The 14,266-nt window shown below is 35.4% G+C and carries 16 protein-coding genes; 7 read left to right on the top strand and 9 right to left on the bottom strand.

Annotation, left to right across the window (positions count from 1 at the left end):
* The first annotated feature begins 24 nt into the window (after positions 1-24).
* Together EXIGUO8A_RS12195 and EXIGUO8A_RS12190 are read left to right on the top strand one after the other, a co-directional pair.
* Complete coding sequence (locus EXIGUO8A_RS12195) at positions 25-1,263, top strand: ammonium transporter (RefSeq protein ID WP_074672620.1); 1,239 nt, start codon at positions 25-27, stop codon at positions 1,261-1,263.
* A gap of 101 nt (positions 1,264-1,364) precedes the next feature.
* Positions 1,365-2,378: an outer membrane beta-barrel protein gene (locus EXIGUO8A_RS12190; protein ID WP_159303336.1), complete on the top strand. Its 1,014-nt coding sequence runs from the start codon at positions 1,365-1,367 to the stop codon at positions 2,376-2,378.
* Between the two features lie 83 nt (positions 2,379-2,461).
* Here the strand turns inward: EXIGUO8A_RS12190 and EXIGUO8A_RS12185 are convergent, their stop codons facing one another.
* Positions 2,462-3,106, bottom strand: coding sequence for a DUF1684 domain-containing protein (locus EXIGUO8A_RS12185; RefSeq protein ID WP_159303335.1), 645 nt, complete (start codon positions 3,104-3,106; stop codon positions 2,462-2,464).
* A gap of 87 nt (positions 3,107-3,193) precedes the next feature.
* On the opposite strand from EXIGUO8A_RS12185, the gene EXIGUO8A_RS12180 reads away from it, so the two are divergent.
* A complete protein-coding gene (locus tag EXIGUO8A_RS12180) occupies positions 3,194-3,937 on the top strand; it encodes a DJ-1/PfpI family protein (RefSeq protein ID WP_159303334.1) in 744 nt (247 codons plus the stop codon).
* On the opposite strand, the gene EXIGUO8A_RS12175 is transcribed toward EXIGUO8A_RS12180, so the two are convergent.
* Together EXIGUO8A_RS12175 and EXIGUO8A_RS12170 are read right to left on the bottom strand one after the other, a co-directional pair.
* Positions 3,924-5,336 carry an alpha/beta hydrolase gene (locus EXIGUO8A_RS12175; RefSeq protein WP_159303333.1) on the bottom strand — a complete coding sequence of 471 codons (1,413 nt, stop codon included), beginning with the start codon at positions 5,334-5,336 and terminating at the stop codon, positions 3,924-3,926. The two genes, EXIGUO8A_RS12180 and EXIGUO8A_RS12175, sit on opposite strands and share 14 nt — an antisense overlap.
* A 128-nt stretch (positions 5,337-5,464) precedes the next feature.
* Positions 5,465-5,914, bottom strand: coding sequence for an Lrp/AsnC family transcriptional regulator (locus tag EXIGUO8A_RS12170; protein ID WP_116770705.1), 450 nt, complete (start codon positions 5,912-5,914; stop codon positions 5,465-5,467).
* 118 nt (positions 5,915-6,032) lie between these two features.
* Here EXIGUO8A_RS12170 and EXIGUO8A_RS12165 point away from each other — a divergent pair, with 118 nt between their 5' ends.
* From EXIGUO8A_RS12165 to EXIGUO8A_RS12155, 3 genes are all read left to right on the top strand, one after another.
* Entirely contained in the window at positions 6,033-6,422 is a 390-nt protein-coding gene (locus EXIGUO8A_RS12165; RefSeq protein ID WP_159303332.1) for a hypothetical protein, read from the top strand.
* An 86-nt stretch (positions 6,423-6,508) separates the two neighbouring features.
* On the top strand, positions 6,509-7,360 hold the full coding sequence (gene purU, locus EXIGUO8A_RS12160) for a formyltetrahydrofolate deformylase (protein WP_159303331.1): 852 nt from the start codon (positions 6,509-6,511) through the stop codon (positions 7,358-7,360).
* A 34-nt stretch (positions 7,361-7,394) separates the two neighbouring features.
* The gene (locus tag EXIGUO8A_RS12155; RefSeq protein ID WP_159303330.1) at positions 7,395-8,111 is read left to right on the top strand and encodes a DUF4197 domain-containing protein; all 717 of its coding nucleotides are present in this window, start codon (positions 7,395-7,397) and stop codon (positions 8,109-8,111) included.
* A gap of 195 nt (positions 8,112-8,306) precedes the next feature.
* On the opposite strand, the gene EXIGUO8A_RS12150 is transcribed toward EXIGUO8A_RS12155, so the two are convergent.
* Entirely contained in the window at positions 8,307-9,095 is a 789-nt protein-coding gene (locus tag EXIGUO8A_RS12150) for an alpha/beta fold hydrolase (RefSeq protein WP_159303329.1), read from the bottom strand.
* A gap of 223 nt (positions 9,096-9,318) precedes the next feature.
* On the opposite strand from EXIGUO8A_RS12150, the gene EXIGUO8A_RS12145 reads away from it, so the two are divergent.
* Positions 9,319-9,510, top strand: coding sequence for a hypothetical protein (locus tag EXIGUO8A_RS12145; RefSeq protein WP_116770700.1), 192 nt, complete (start codon positions 9,319-9,321; stop codon positions 9,508-9,510).
* On the opposite strand, the gene pyrF is transcribed toward EXIGUO8A_RS12145, so the two are convergent.
* The 5 genes from pyrF to EXIGUO8A_RS12120 form a co-directional block, all read right to left on the bottom strand.
* The gene (gene pyrF / locus EXIGUO8A_RS12140; RefSeq protein ID WP_159303328.1) at positions 9,502-10,323 is read right to left on the bottom strand and encodes an orotidine-5'-phosphate decarboxylase; all 822 of its coding nucleotides are present in this window, start codon (positions 10,321-10,323) and stop codon (positions 9,502-9,504) included. The genes EXIGUO8A_RS12145 and pyrF overlap by 9 nt on opposite strands.
* A gap of 3 nt (positions 10,324-10,326) precedes the next feature.
* Positions 10,327-11,403: a peptide chain release factor 1 gene (gene prfA / locus EXIGUO8A_RS12135; RefSeq protein ID WP_116770698.1), complete on the bottom strand. Its 1,077-nt coding sequence runs from the start codon at positions 11,401-11,403 to the stop codon at positions 10,327-10,329.
* 109 nt (positions 11,404-11,512) lie between these two features.
* Positions 11,513-12,466, bottom strand: coding sequence for an FAD:protein FMN transferase (locus EXIGUO8A_RS12130; RefSeq protein WP_159303327.1), 954 nt, complete (start codon positions 12,464-12,466; stop codon positions 11,513-11,515).
* A 121-nt stretch (positions 12,467-12,587) separates the two neighbouring features.
* Positions 12,588-13,031, bottom strand: a complete 444-nt coding sequence (locus tag EXIGUO8A_RS12125; protein ID WP_116770696.1) for a QcrA and Rieske domain-containing protein — start codon at positions 13,029-13,031, stop codon at positions 12,588-12,590.
* A 52-nt stretch (positions 13,032-13,083) separates the two neighbouring features.
* The gene (locus tag EXIGUO8A_RS12120; protein ID WP_159303326.1) at positions 13,084-14,262 is read right to left on the bottom strand and encodes an AIR synthase related protein; all 1,179 of its coding nucleotides are present in this window, start codon (positions 14,260-14,262) and stop codon (positions 13,084-13,086) included.
* Positions 14,263-14,266 lie beyond the last annotated feature (4 nt).

The raw sequence follows: 14,266 nt of genomic DNA, 5'->3' as shown, positions 1-14,266 counted from the left end.
ATAACTAACTAAAAACTAAACGAAATGGACGCAGGATTATTTACAGCAAATAACGTATGGATGATGTTGGCTACCGCATTGGTATTCTTCATGCATACAGGTTTTGCCTTTTTAGAAATTGGCTTAACAAGACAAAAAAATACAATAAACATATTATTTAAAAACATATTCATTATTACCGGAGGTCTACTTCTTTATTATGCATGGGGTTTCAATTTAATGTACCCAGGTTTTGAAGATGGAGATATGGGCTTATTAAAATTTGCAGGTTTTGGTATTGGTGCTCCTGAAGGCGGTATGACACCTGATTATGCAGATGGTGGTTATACATGGTGGACAGATTTCCTTTTTCAAGGAATGTTTGCGGCAACGGCAGCTACAATTGTATCTGGTGCAGTAGCAGAACGTATGAAAATTGGAGCTTTCATGATATTTACAGTAATCTATGTTGGTTTGGTATACCCTATAGTAGGTGCTTGGAAATGGGGCGGCGGATTCTTGGATTCTTGGGGATTCTATGATTTTGCAGGTTCTACATTAGTACACTCAGTTGGTGGATGGGCTGCTTTGGTAGCAATATACCTTTTAGGTTCAAGAATTGGAAAATTCGGTAAAGACGGTAAGCCAAACGCAATACCAGGTCATAGTATACCAATGGCAACTGCCGGTGTATTAATACTATGGTTAGGCTGGTTCGGTTTTAACGGTGGTTCAGTATTATCTGCCGATCCAGAATTAACATCTTTAGTATTGGTTACAACTAGTTTAGCTGCCGCAGCAGGTGGTTTTGGAGCAATGATCACCTCTACTATTCTTTATAAGAACTTAGATTTGACAATGTTCTTAAACGGTATTCTTGGTGGCTTAGTAGGTATTACTGCAGGAGCTGATTTAATGTCTCCTAACGAAGCTGTTATCATTGGTTTCATAGCAGGTATCATTATAGTAGGTGGTGTTGCTTTGGTTGATAAATTAAAATTAGATGACCCTGTTGGTGCAGTAGCGGTTCACTTGATCTGTGGTATCTGGGGAACATTGGTTGTAGGTATCTTCGGTAGCATGGCTAGTGGAGCTCAGTTCATGACGCAATTATACGGTGTATTGATCGTAGGTGGGTTCTGTATTGTTACTTCTGGTATCATCTTAGGTGTACTTAAAGCTACTATAGGTCTTAGAGTTTCTAAAGAAGAAGAAGTTGAAGGTTTAGATCTTCATGAGCACGGAATGGATGCTTATGCCGATTTCAGAATGAACCAACACTAAAAAAAATACGGAGCGTTTTGCAGAACGCTCCGTTACATAACCTTTTCAATAAATAAATTTCTCAAAATTAATTCATCCCAATGGGGATTAAATCAAAACTTATGAAAACGATTATAAATACAAAATACGTAAAAAATATTTTTGCAACAGGTCTTATGCTTTTTGCAGCTGCCGGTGTGGTAGCTCAAGAAGATGAAGAAGAGAAAAAAGTAAGCATTAGCGGATCTGTAGATGCATACTACCAAACAAATTTAAGCGCTTCAGATGCTACACCTCAATCATTTGGTAGTTCATTTGCAAATGAACTAGGTTTCGCACTAGGTATGGCAAATATTATTGCCGCTTACGAAGGAGAATCAACAGGTGTAGTTGCAGATGTTGTTTTTGGACCTAGAGGCGATGATGCAGTTGGTGGTTACAACCTTAATCAATTATATGCTTACTGGAACGTATCTGATGCTACTACTTTAACAATGGGTAGATTCAATACATACTTAGGGTACGAAGTAATTTCTCCTGTAGGTAACTTTAACTACAGCACATCTTACTTGTTCTCTAGTGGACCTTTTTCTCATGTTGGTTTAAAAGCAGATTTCGCACTTTCTGATGATTTCAGCTTAATGTTGGCTATTATGAATGTAACTGACACGAACAACAACTTAACCGGTGCTTACTCTGCAGGAGCTCAATTAGGTTATGCAGGTCAGTACTTAAACCTTTACTATGATGGTGGAGAGGCATTAGGATTCGAAATTGACTATACAGGTGGTTTTGATCTTTCTGATGAGTTCTTCTTAGGAATAAATGCTGCTTATGCAGACAATGATGGCGAAGGCTTTTCTGGTGTAGCTCTATACCCACAATACGCAACATCAGATGACTTTTCTATTGGTTTAAGAGGTGAGTATTTCACAGTAATGTCTGATTTAGTAGATGACGACCCAAGTGTACTTGCATTAACATTAACAGGTAGCTACTCAGTAGACAACTTGATTATTAAGCCAGAAATTAGATTAGATTCTTGGGGTAGCGATGTAGAGCCTTACTTTGATGCAGATGGTGCAGATTCTAAAAGCTTATCTTCTTTCTTAGTAGCAGCCATCTACTCTTTCTAATTGTTGATATAATTAATGGTTGATTTTATAGTTTAAGTTTTAAAACCTCGGCAATACCTGCCGAGGTTTTTTATTTTCATCGATTAATGTTCAAAAGCTTTTACCCCTACCCTAATTTCAGTATCTAAATGATTCACCTTGGGTACAATTGGGCAACTAAACTTTTTGTTGTAGGCACAATACGGATTATAGGCTTTATTAAAATCTAAAACAATTGTACTGCCATTCGGTATCCTTAAATCTAAATACCTTCCACCACCATAAGTTTCTTCCCCATTGGTATTATCGGTAAAAGGTAAAAACAAATAATCTTCGTATTTATCTTGGGTAATTAACTCTGGAGATTGATAAATTTCCAATTCATGTTCTTTACCATTTAAAGTAAACTTGGCAATACCATATACAACTTCTGTTGACTCTCGCCCTGTGGTAGTTGGCATAGAAAAAGGCAGTGCATCCGGAGTTCTTATCAACTTTGCCTCAACAATATAATTAGTATCAGGGGCAAAGAAATTCAATGTTTCAAAATCAATTCTAAACCTATCTGCTAAAGGAGAAGTCTCAGGGTTTTTAAATTCAGCGTTCAGCTCTTCCTGAAAAAGTAAAATATCCGCTAATTTATCTGACTTAGTTATTGATTTTATATCAGGTTTTGCATCATGATATTTTTTCTCTTGTCCGCATGAAACAACTATACACAACAATAATCCTATTATACTTATTCTCATTTCTCTACTTTTACACATCAAAAATACAATATAATCATTGTAAGTTTTTCACTTATCATTGTACTTTAGAAGTCGAAATATATCCATATGAAATCTATATACCTCTTATTTCTATTACCGATTATACTAATTAGTTGTAATCAACAAAAAATCGAAAACGAAAAAGCTACTACCAATGAAGTAGTTAGAACACTGCCCGAACTAAACCCCGAAAATTACAACGTTGCATTTCTTATAATGAACGGCACTTTCAACACAGAATTTACTGCACCGTTCGATATATTTCAACATACTAAATTTAGAGACGGCATAAAGGCGATGAATACCTTTACCGTAGCAAATACGTTAGAACCCATTACCACTTTTGAGGGCGTGCGCATTTTACCAGACTATGATTATACAAAAGATGACCTGCCCACAATTGACATTTTGGTTGTACCAAGTGCAGAACATAGCATGGATAACGATTTAAAAGATGAAGCAATGATCAACTTTATTAAACAGGTTGACAAAAATGCATTGTACGTTACCAGTCATTGCGATGGCGCTTTTCCTTTAGCTAAAGCAGGAATTTTAGACACTGTTGCATCCACTACTTTTCCAAGTGATGTTAAAAATTACAGAGCTATGTTTCCTCATCTTAACATAAAGGACAATGTTCTTTTTGTACATGATGGAAAATATATCACTTCAGCCGGTGGGGCAAAAAGTTTTGAAGCAGCCTTATATTTATGTGAAGTTCTTTACGGAAAAGAAATTGCAAAGTCGTTAGCTAAAGGTTTGGTGATAGACTGGAATCTTGAAAATGTACCACACCTTACCGTTCAATAACATCATACCTGGCACTTTTTAGATATTTTTCAACCATTTCGTTGAACTCCGGCATAATTCTAAATAGAGCTGTGTGCTCTAGCGAATACAGCGAATTTTTATCTGTATAGCCATTTTTAAGCAACTCTTCTAAATAAAAAAGAGCAGTACCATAATCTTCCATTTTAGAACTAATGGAAATTACCTTCAAATATGCATCAAATTCTTTTGGCGAAGTAATAGTCTTCATCATATACAGCAAATTAAGGGCTTCAAAATCTACATTTTCCTGAGCGGAAACAAAATCAATATTATCTGACACCAATGCATTGATATAACCTCGTAACCTACTAGACATTTGTCGCTCATAAAGGTTGGCGCTCTTATCTAATTTATCTAACTCTTGCATTTGAAAATTCCACCAACCTAAATTTGCGTAATTATAAGAGATAACATCTTCTTCTAAATAATAGCTATAATCTTCTTTAGTAAAAGATTCCTTTAAAAAGTAACTGTTCTGACTTCTATTGGCCTGTCTATAAACAGTACTTCTTTTCAATGTTTTTTGCGTGGCTTTCAAAGAATCTAATTCCATAAAAGGATTGAAGATTTTTTCCATATCCAATAGCTGATACCTTGCCAAAAGTGGTTTTTGGTCATTTAGATGATTATTGGCCAAGGTTAAAAACCGATTATATGACGAAGTCACCAAACTATCATTTTTTACTATATGACCTTTAGCCATACTTGTTAAAGTCAACATTCTAAATGCATTTACGATTAAGTCACTTTCCGGTAACAAACGTTCACCATCAAAAACAATAAGTTCATTGGGGAATTTTAATTTATTCAGCAGATCCTTACTATTATTCATCTCGGTAAAATTATAATCGGACCTATTTACCAGCCCAACAAATTGAAAAGGCTTCTTTGGGTTCAAAATTTCCACATGCCCAATAGCTGCTCCAATAGAAATTACACCATCTAGTTTACCTATAAAAGTCGGCAGAATGGAAGCGAACATTGCACCGCTACCAAAACCTACCGTATAAGCACGGTTTTTTTCAGTTGGTATAGTACTAAAAACGGAGTTGAACATTCTGTTGGCTATTAGAACATTTTCTGAGATAGATAGTGAATCGCTCATATTATCTGAACTAGCCAAAACATAGCCCTCTTGCTCAGCGGCATTGACCAACATTGACATTGCAGCCTTACCCTTACCCTTAAGGTCCATTACAAAAGCAACAGGCCAAACCTTATTGACCTCAAATTTAGTAGGTAAATAAAGAGAGTAGGTTTCGTTTACCGTATCGTTAACAATAATATTTTCTGAAATAGCACCTCTTAAAAGCCTCAATTCTTGAGAAAATATTGCCGTAGAGGTTAAAACGAAAGTGAGAAGTAGTATTTTTTTCATTATTTAATTTCTATCAAAAATCTAGCCAAAATTATCTAGAAGCATTTACCAAGGTCTAATTATTAGCTAACTTTCATTTTCCATTCATGATTTTATTCCCAAGCTTCAATAAGCGTTTAAGATTAAAATCATTTAATTTTATGCATTGGAGCATTGGAAATCACCTGAGAAAGAACAATATGGGTTCTAGTTTCACCATATTGAATAAGCTGATCAATAAATTTTTCTAGATGAAATTGATCTTTAAGTACCACCTCCATTACAATATTCTCATTACCAGTAATTCTATAACAGTTTATGACTTCTTGCAAGCTGGGCACTACAGCTAAAAAGGGTTTTAATTTTCCCATAAACGCCCTTAACGTAATAATCGCTTTCAACTGATGACCTGTTAATGCATGAGACACTTCTGCCTTGTAACCATGTATAATACCCAGGTCTTCCATTTTCTTTACACGCTCGGCTACAGCAGGTGCCGTAAGCCCTACAGAACGACCAATATTAGCAAAAGATTCCCTTGCATTATCCTGCAATTGTTTCAGTATTTTCCAATTAAGCTCATCTATCTTTGGATTCAAAAGTATATTTGTTTAATTATTTATTATCAAAGGTAAAAATACAAATTACGTTTACATTCAATAGAAAATTATCAAATATCTAACGTAATTTTATATGACACTAACAATACCCCACACAATGGCATATAGAAGTTTAAAACATCTGCCTATTTACAGAAAAGCACTGGAACTCTGCACAATGAGCAGAGAGATTGCCTCGTACGTTACATTCAATAAAGATTTAATGCGCCTATGCGAATCAAAAAGTCTTAGGGATATAATGGCCAATTCCATTTTGACGGATTCTATTCTTATACCTCAAAAAATCGCTCAAGTAGAATACTCCAGCTGTACTAATGAGCGCAAAGAAACCATTTCGTACATCAATATTATTATAAGAAACATTAACTCTTACTGTATGGGTCTTGAAAAACATGGAGTAAAGGAAACCGAATACATCAACCTGTTAAGAAAAGAGATCAAAAGCTTTAGAAAATCTTACAAGGCTTGGAAAGCTGAACATTCATAATTATCCAAAAAATATTACATAACAACGTTTTATAACAAGTATTTAAAGGATTATGGGCTATTTTTGACTTCAAAAATACCTTACAATTGAAAACAACTATACTAGTTCATTGTCCGGACCAAGCGGGTATTATAAGCACCGTAACCGGATTTATTCATAGAAACCAGGGTAACATTGTATATCTTGATCAGCATGTAGACAAACCTGCCAACGTATTCTTTATGCGTACCGTTGTTGAATTTGAAGATGACCTATCCGATCTAGAACATTTTAAAACTTTGTTTCAAAAGGAGTTGGCTACACCATATAATATGGAATGGAGCTTGCACACCGATGACAAATTACCTAAAATGGCAATATTTGTCTCGAAATATAATCATTGCCTTTATGATTTATTAAGTAGATACCAATCTGGCGAACTGGCTGTAGAAATTCCGTTTATTCTTAGCAACCATAATGACTTAAAGTACATAGCCGATCAGTTTGACATTCCGTTTTTTCATGTTCCCTTTACCAAAGCAAATAAGGTAGCTGCCGAACAAGAACAAATTGCGATACTTGAAAAGTATAATGTAGATTTTATTGTTTTAGCAAGATATATGCAAATTGTGAGCGGTACACTTATCGACAAATACCCTAACAAAATAATAAATATCCACCATTCTTTTTTACCAGCATTTGCAGGAGCAAAACCGTATCATGCGGCTTTTAAAAGAGGTGTGAAAATCATTGGTGCAACTAGCCATTATGTAACTGAAGAACTAGATGCCGGTCCAATAATTGAACAAGATGTTACCACTGTAACCCATTCTCACTCTATTGAAGATTTTATTACCAAGGGTAGAGACTTAGAAAAAATTGTACTGTCTAGAGGAGTAAAACTCCATATTGCACGCAAAACAATGGTGTACAACAATAAAACAGTGATATTCTCGTAAATACTAAAGTAAACCCTATTTAAATAATACAATAATGATTAAAAAAATCAGTTTGGCACTTTGCATGCTATTAGCAGTATCGTGTAATGAATTACAGCAAGTTGTAAATCAACTACCAACATCTACAGATACCGTACTTAGCAACGAAACCATTGCCAATGGCTTAAAAGAAGCTTTAGACCAAGGGATAGAAAAGCAAGTAAGCAAATTAACCGCAACTGACGGATTCTATAAAAACGAATTGGTTAAAATTTTACTGCCCGAAGATTTACAAAAGGTAGATAAAACCTTACGAGATATTGGTTTAGGCAGTTTAGCAGATGAAGGCTTAAAGGTGTTAAATCGTGCCGCTGAAGATGCAGTGTCCGAAGCTACCCCTATTTTCGTAAATGCCGTAAAGGATATGTCTTTTGCAGACGCTAAAAATATTCTTCTAGGAGATAATGATGCTGCAACAACCTATTTAGAAACCAAAACGAATACTGAATTATATGCCAAATTCAACCCTGTAATTAGTGATTCTTTCAAAAAAGTAGGAGCCGATAAAATTTGGAGTTCCATAATCACCAAATACAACGCTATACCATTGACCAACAATATTAATCCTGATTTAACGGATTATGTTACGCAAGAAGCATTATCTGGTGTATATAAAATGATCGCTGTAGAAGAGGAACAAATTAGAACACAATTTTCTTCAAGAACTACAGATGTACTTAAAAAAGTATTCGCTCTTCAAGATAAAAAGTAGTTTTTTATACTGAGCTACAATAACTTAAAAAGTTATGCGTTAAAACTTAACAGAACAGTATTAAAGCATTCATTTTCAATTTTTTGAGTTAGTTATTTTTTGAGTTAGTTAGTTAGTAAAAACCGGTGGGAGCATCGGTTTTTTTTATTTTATACTCTTGTAAGCACAGCAATGACGAGTACACTAGTTAAAAAACTAAATTGAGCGTTGCCCGCATAAATAATCTATTACTTTTTCGTTGAAATATCTGGGCTGTTCAACATTTACCACATGACCACAATTTTCAACCACTACCAATTGTGAACTTTTATGTAAGTCTACTATTTTGCGAATACTTGGCAAAAACAAATAATCTTCTTCTCCCATTACGTATAATGTGGGGATATTGATGTCTGCCGACCGAAAAAATCGCAACAACGGATTTATCTCCGACGTCAGCTTAAACCATCTAATAAATTCTTTTTGATATAACTTTTTTGCTTCACGAACAAAAAGCAATCTAGATTCCCTATGATTCTTATTGGGCATAATGATAATTGCAAAGAACTTATACAGCCATAAGTAAGGTATAATCGTTTTAAAAATGATACCTAGTTTCATTAAAATCTGAGACCTTAAGTTCAATTTCATTATAGCACCGCCCATCACCATACTTTTTACGCGTTCAGGGTGATTCTCCGCTAAATTTCTTATCAAAATAGTACCCAATGAAATTCCTATAAAATGAGATTTCTGAATATTCTCAAAATCAATTACCTCAACAATATCATTGGTTATAACATTAAACGTATACTTTTCATCGAATACATTCTTTAAACTAGGTTTAGAATTACCATGCCCTCTTAAATCTAACAGTAAAACATTAAAATGCTTTTTAAATTCTCGTATCTGCTTATACCATATAGATGAACTACCACCTGCACCGTGTACAAATGTAACCCACTCAGTAGCGGTTTTATGATGGTAAGTTATGTAGTGGAGCACAGGTTATCATTTAAAATAAGTTGTAATGTACAATGTATATATTCTTATTCACAATCTGTTCAAGAATATAAAAATTCAGCAAGTATGCCCATTCAATTAAATTATTCTAGCGGTATTTGTTAAAAAAAAGACATATTACCTATAAATTAGGTGTACCGCTGCACATACACACATCCAAAACCTGAATCTGAACGTATATTTGTAAGAAACTAAAACCAGGATTATGGAAAAGCAATATTGTAAAGTAGGAACAGTAACACCTTTAGAAGCAAATACAGACATGATAAGCCTGTTGGAGTATCAATATCAAATGTTTTTAGAGAAAGCATCCACCATTCAATCAAATACGCAATTGGGCGAATTTTTTGAATCGAAAGCACAGAAAATCAAAAAAACTTTAGAAGACTTAGTTTAGTTTATCTAATTCTTTTTTCATCGCTTCTTGTAATTCTTTTGCCTTTTCTCTAGCGGTATCTGCAAAATCCTCCTGGTCAGACGCATAGATAATTCCGCGCGAGGAATTTATAAGTAGTCCGATATCTTTTGTCATACCATATTCGCAAACATCTACCAAGCTACCACCTTGTGCGCCTACACCAGGCACCAACAAAAAGCTGTTTGGTACTATTTCTCGAATTTCTTTAAGATACTCTGCTTTAGTGGCACCAACCACGTACATTAAATTTTCAGAGCCTTTGTAGGTCGTAGAGACAGACAATACTTCTTTATACAACTCTTTATTATCGATTTTTTTGGTTTGAAAATCAAAAGCTCCTTCATTAGAAGTTAAGGCAAGTAAAATAGTATGTTTATCCTTGAACTGCAAAAATGGTTCAACGGAATCTTTTCCCATATACGGGGCAATTGTGATGGAATCAAAATTTAAATCCTCAAAAAATGCCTTGGCATATCTGGTTGAAGTATTCCCAATATCACCACGTTTGGCATCAGCAATGGTGAAAATTTCAGGATAGTTCTTATTTAAGTATTTAATTGTTTTGCGCAATGCAGACCACCCTTGTACGCCATATGCTTCATAAAAGGCTATATTGGGTTTATATGCCACACATAAATCGTGTGTGGCATCTATAATTGCTTTATTAAACTCAAAAATGGAATCTTCTTCCTCCAATAAAAAAGCAGGAATTTTTTCTAAGTCCGTATCCAAGCCTATACATAAAAACGATTGTTTTTTATGTATTTGGGCAACCAATTCTTGGGTAGTCATATATTAAAATATCTCGGAGGCTTCCCTCAATTTTTCGGTATTTTCAACAAAACTCAACTCATCGATTATCTTCTGGATATCCCCATCAATTATATTAGATAAGTCATATAAAGTAAGACCTATACGATGATCGGTTACCCTACCTTGTGGATAGTTATACGTTCTAATTTTTGCAGAACGGTCACCACTGCTCACTTGAGAGTTTCGTTTGGCAGCATCTTCTTCTTGTTTCTTCGCCAATTCCAGATCATACAATCTAGAACGAAGTACTCTAAATGCTTTGTCCTTATTTTTATGTTGAGACTTCTGATCTTGGCACTGCGCAACCAAGCCTGTTGGAATATGCGTTAAACGTACTGCAGAATATGTAGTGTTTACAGATTGCCCACCAGGACCAGACGAACAGAAAAAATCTATACGAACATCTTTAGGGTCTATTTGTACATCAAAATCTTCAGCTTCCGGTAAAACCATAACCGTTGCGGCACTTGTATGTACCCTACCTTGGGTTTCGGTCTGTGGTACTCTTTGCACACGATGAACACCAGCTTCGAACTTTAAGGTTCCATATACATCGGTACCCGATACTTCAAATTGTATTTCTTTATATCCGCCACTAGTACCTTCACTAAGATCGATCACATTGGTTTTCCATCCTCTGCCTTCGCAATATTTGGTATACATTCTAAAAAGGTCACCTGCAAAAATACTGGCTTCATCACCACCCGTTCCAGCTCTGATCTCAACTACCACATCCTTTGCATCTTCAGGATCTTTTGGAATCAACATCAATTTGATTTCCTCTTCTAGCTTTGGAAGCGAACCCTTAGCCTCTTCCATCTGCATCTTCGCCATTTCCAGCATTTCTTCATCACTGCCATCGGCAATAATTTCCTCAGCTTCGGCAATATTATTGGTAAGCTCTAGATATTCATCTCGCTTATCCATTAAATCTTTAAGGTCTTTATATTCTTTAGTAAGCTTTACATATTTATCTTGGTCAGATATTATGTTAGGTTGGATAATAAGGTCTGAAACCTCATCAAACCGTTGTTTTACTATGTTTAATTTATCTATCATATGCTTACTTCACTTGTACGGCAAATTTACAATAAAATTACGGACACGCTAAAGTGATTATCGACCTTAGAAATAAAATAAAGAATGTAGTTCTTTGAATGTATTTTACTCAGTTGAGCAGAATGCCATTGCTCTTATACATTTTATTGGCACTATCAACTATAATTACCTCTGTATCCCCAAGTTGATTAATAAGCGCCAGACCAGCATCTAGCCCCATTACAAAAATAGAAGTTGCTAAAGCATCTGATAATTCAGCACTTTTTGCAAATACCGAAACACTATTGATACCAGTAGCAGGAAATCCTGTTTTCGGATTAAGAATATGGGTATATTTCTTATTACCTGACATAATAAAGTTTCCATCACTAGATGTAGTTGCAACAGAAGACTCAAGAATAGGAATCCATGAGGCAATACCTCCTTTTAAATCGGGATTTACCACCCCTATCAACCATTTATCACCGGTTACTTTTGTACCCCAGCTAGTAATATCGCCATCTAAATTGATAATACCGGCTTTAACGTCTTTTGACACCAATAAGGCCTTTGCCTTATCTGCAGCAAAACCTTTGCCTATACCTCCAAAGGAGATTCGCATTCCCTTCTTACGTAGAAATACGGTTTGGTCTTTACCATTTAAAACAATATTCCTGTATCCTATTCTAGCCTGTCTAGCCTTTACGTTTGCAGTTGTTGGCATGGACTCCATAGAACCATCTAACTTCCATAAATCATTTAAGGGCGTAAAAGTGATATCAAAAGCCCCATTTGTAATCTCAGAGATTTGTATGGATCTCTCTATTAATTTAAAAAGTTCCCAACTTACCGGAACAGGTTTGATACCTGCATTTTTATTAATCAAACTAGTTTCAGATTCCGCATCCCAAGATGAAATAAGTTTTTCTATTCTTTGAACTTCTGCCAAAGCCTCTTGTATGTAAATATACCCCAGCTCCTCATCAACGGAAATTACAGTAATATCGAAATCGCCGCCCATAACTTCGTACGACTTTTTTACCGTAACGTACTTTTTATCTTGACCGTACGTAAAGCAGGTCATCAAAACTATTAATAAAGCACAAATATGTTTCACTTACTTTCTCTACTTGGGGGTCATGTTAATCATTAAAGAATAATAAGTTAGGTTGGAGATATTGGTTTAAATAGGGTAGTTTAATAGATTATTCAAAGACACGTAGAATATCACCTTCAAGTGAGGTATTATATATTTTTAATGCTTTTGATGTGCTATTAGGAATTTCATTTAATGGCGAGCCCGTTTGTGAAAACTTAGAACCATGCACATCGCAATAAAAAATACCACCTTCTTGATCTATAAACCTTACTTGGTCGTACTGCTCGTGGCTACATATTTGAGTAGCGGCAACAAATTCACCTTCTAAATTTCTAACAACGACTACCAGGTTCTTTAAAATAAATCCGCCATTTTCAGCTAGATTGGAAGCTTCATCAGAAGTAAGATCAATAGTAAAATCTACATCTGTAGGTTGCGCAACAATATCTCCCTCAACTTCATTGTCTTTAGAACAACTGCCCAAACAAGGAAACGTTATAGCAAATGCAGCACCCGCGCCCAGGGTTCTTAAAAATTCTTTTCTTTCCATAGCAAGATAGGTTTATACAAAAAGAACGATTTATTTGCGCTAATCGTATGTGCTAATACACAAAGGTGCCGTACTTGCTTGAAATTGTCAGTTTTTTTGAATCTGATGCCTCTACCCTACCAACAATCTGTGCATTTACCCCAAAACTTTTAGAAACCTCAATGATATCGTTTGCAATCTCTTCCGGAAGGTATAATTCTAATCTATGCCCACAATTGAACACCTTGTACATCTCTTTCCAGTCTGTACCAGACTGTTCTTGAATTAATTGAAAGAGCGGTGGCACATCAAATAAATTATCCTTAATTACATGAAGATCATCTACAAAATGAAGAATCTTGGTCTGCGCCCCACCACTACAGTGAATCATTCCGTGTATTTGATCCGCACTATATTTTGAAAGTATCTTTTTGACAATTGGTGCGTATGTTCGCGTAGGTGATAAAACTAATTTACCGGCATCGATGGGAGAGTTCTCAACAGCATCTGTCAATTTAACATCACCGGAATACACCAAATCTTCAGGTACTTCGGCATCAAAACTCTCAGGAAATTTTTCAGCTAAGTAATTTGAAAAAACATCATGTCTAGCAGAAGTAAGTCCGTTACTCCCCATACCGCCATTATATTCTATTTCATAATTTGCCTGACCGAAAGATTCTAGCCCAACAATTACATCGCCTGCCTTAATATTGGCATTATCAACAACATCACTTCTTTTAAGTCTAGCAGTAACCGTTGAATCAACAATAATGGTTCTAACCAAATCGCCCACATCGGCAGTTTCGCCTCCTGTAGAATGTATGGTAATACCAAATTCAGCTAAATCACCGATTAACTCCTCCGTTCCGTTAATAATTGCAGAAAGAACTTCACCCGGAATTTTATTTTTATTTCTACCTATAGTTGATGAAAGCATAATATTATCTGTAGCACCAACACATATCAAATCATCTATATTCATAATCAACGCATCTTGAGCTATACCTTTCCAGACAGAAATATCTCCTGTTTCTTTCCAATACATATATGCCAAAGAAGACTTGGTACCGGCACCATCTGCATGCATGATCAAGCAATAGTCTTCATCTCCCGTTAAATGATCAGGTACTATTTTACAAAAAGCCTTAGGAAAAAGACCTTTGTCAATATTTTTAATCGCGTTGTGTACGTCCTCTTTAGAGGCAGAGACCCCACGTTGCTGATATCTTTCGCTGCTTGATGTAGACATAATA

It is taken from the genome of Maribacter litoralis (genome assembly GCF_902506355.1).
Taxonomy (GTDB): domain Bacteria; phylum Bacteroidota; class Bacteroidia; order Flavobacteriales; family Flavobacteriaceae; genus Maribacter; species Maribacter litoralis.
This window is presented reverse-complemented; position numbering and strand designations above follow the sequence as displayed.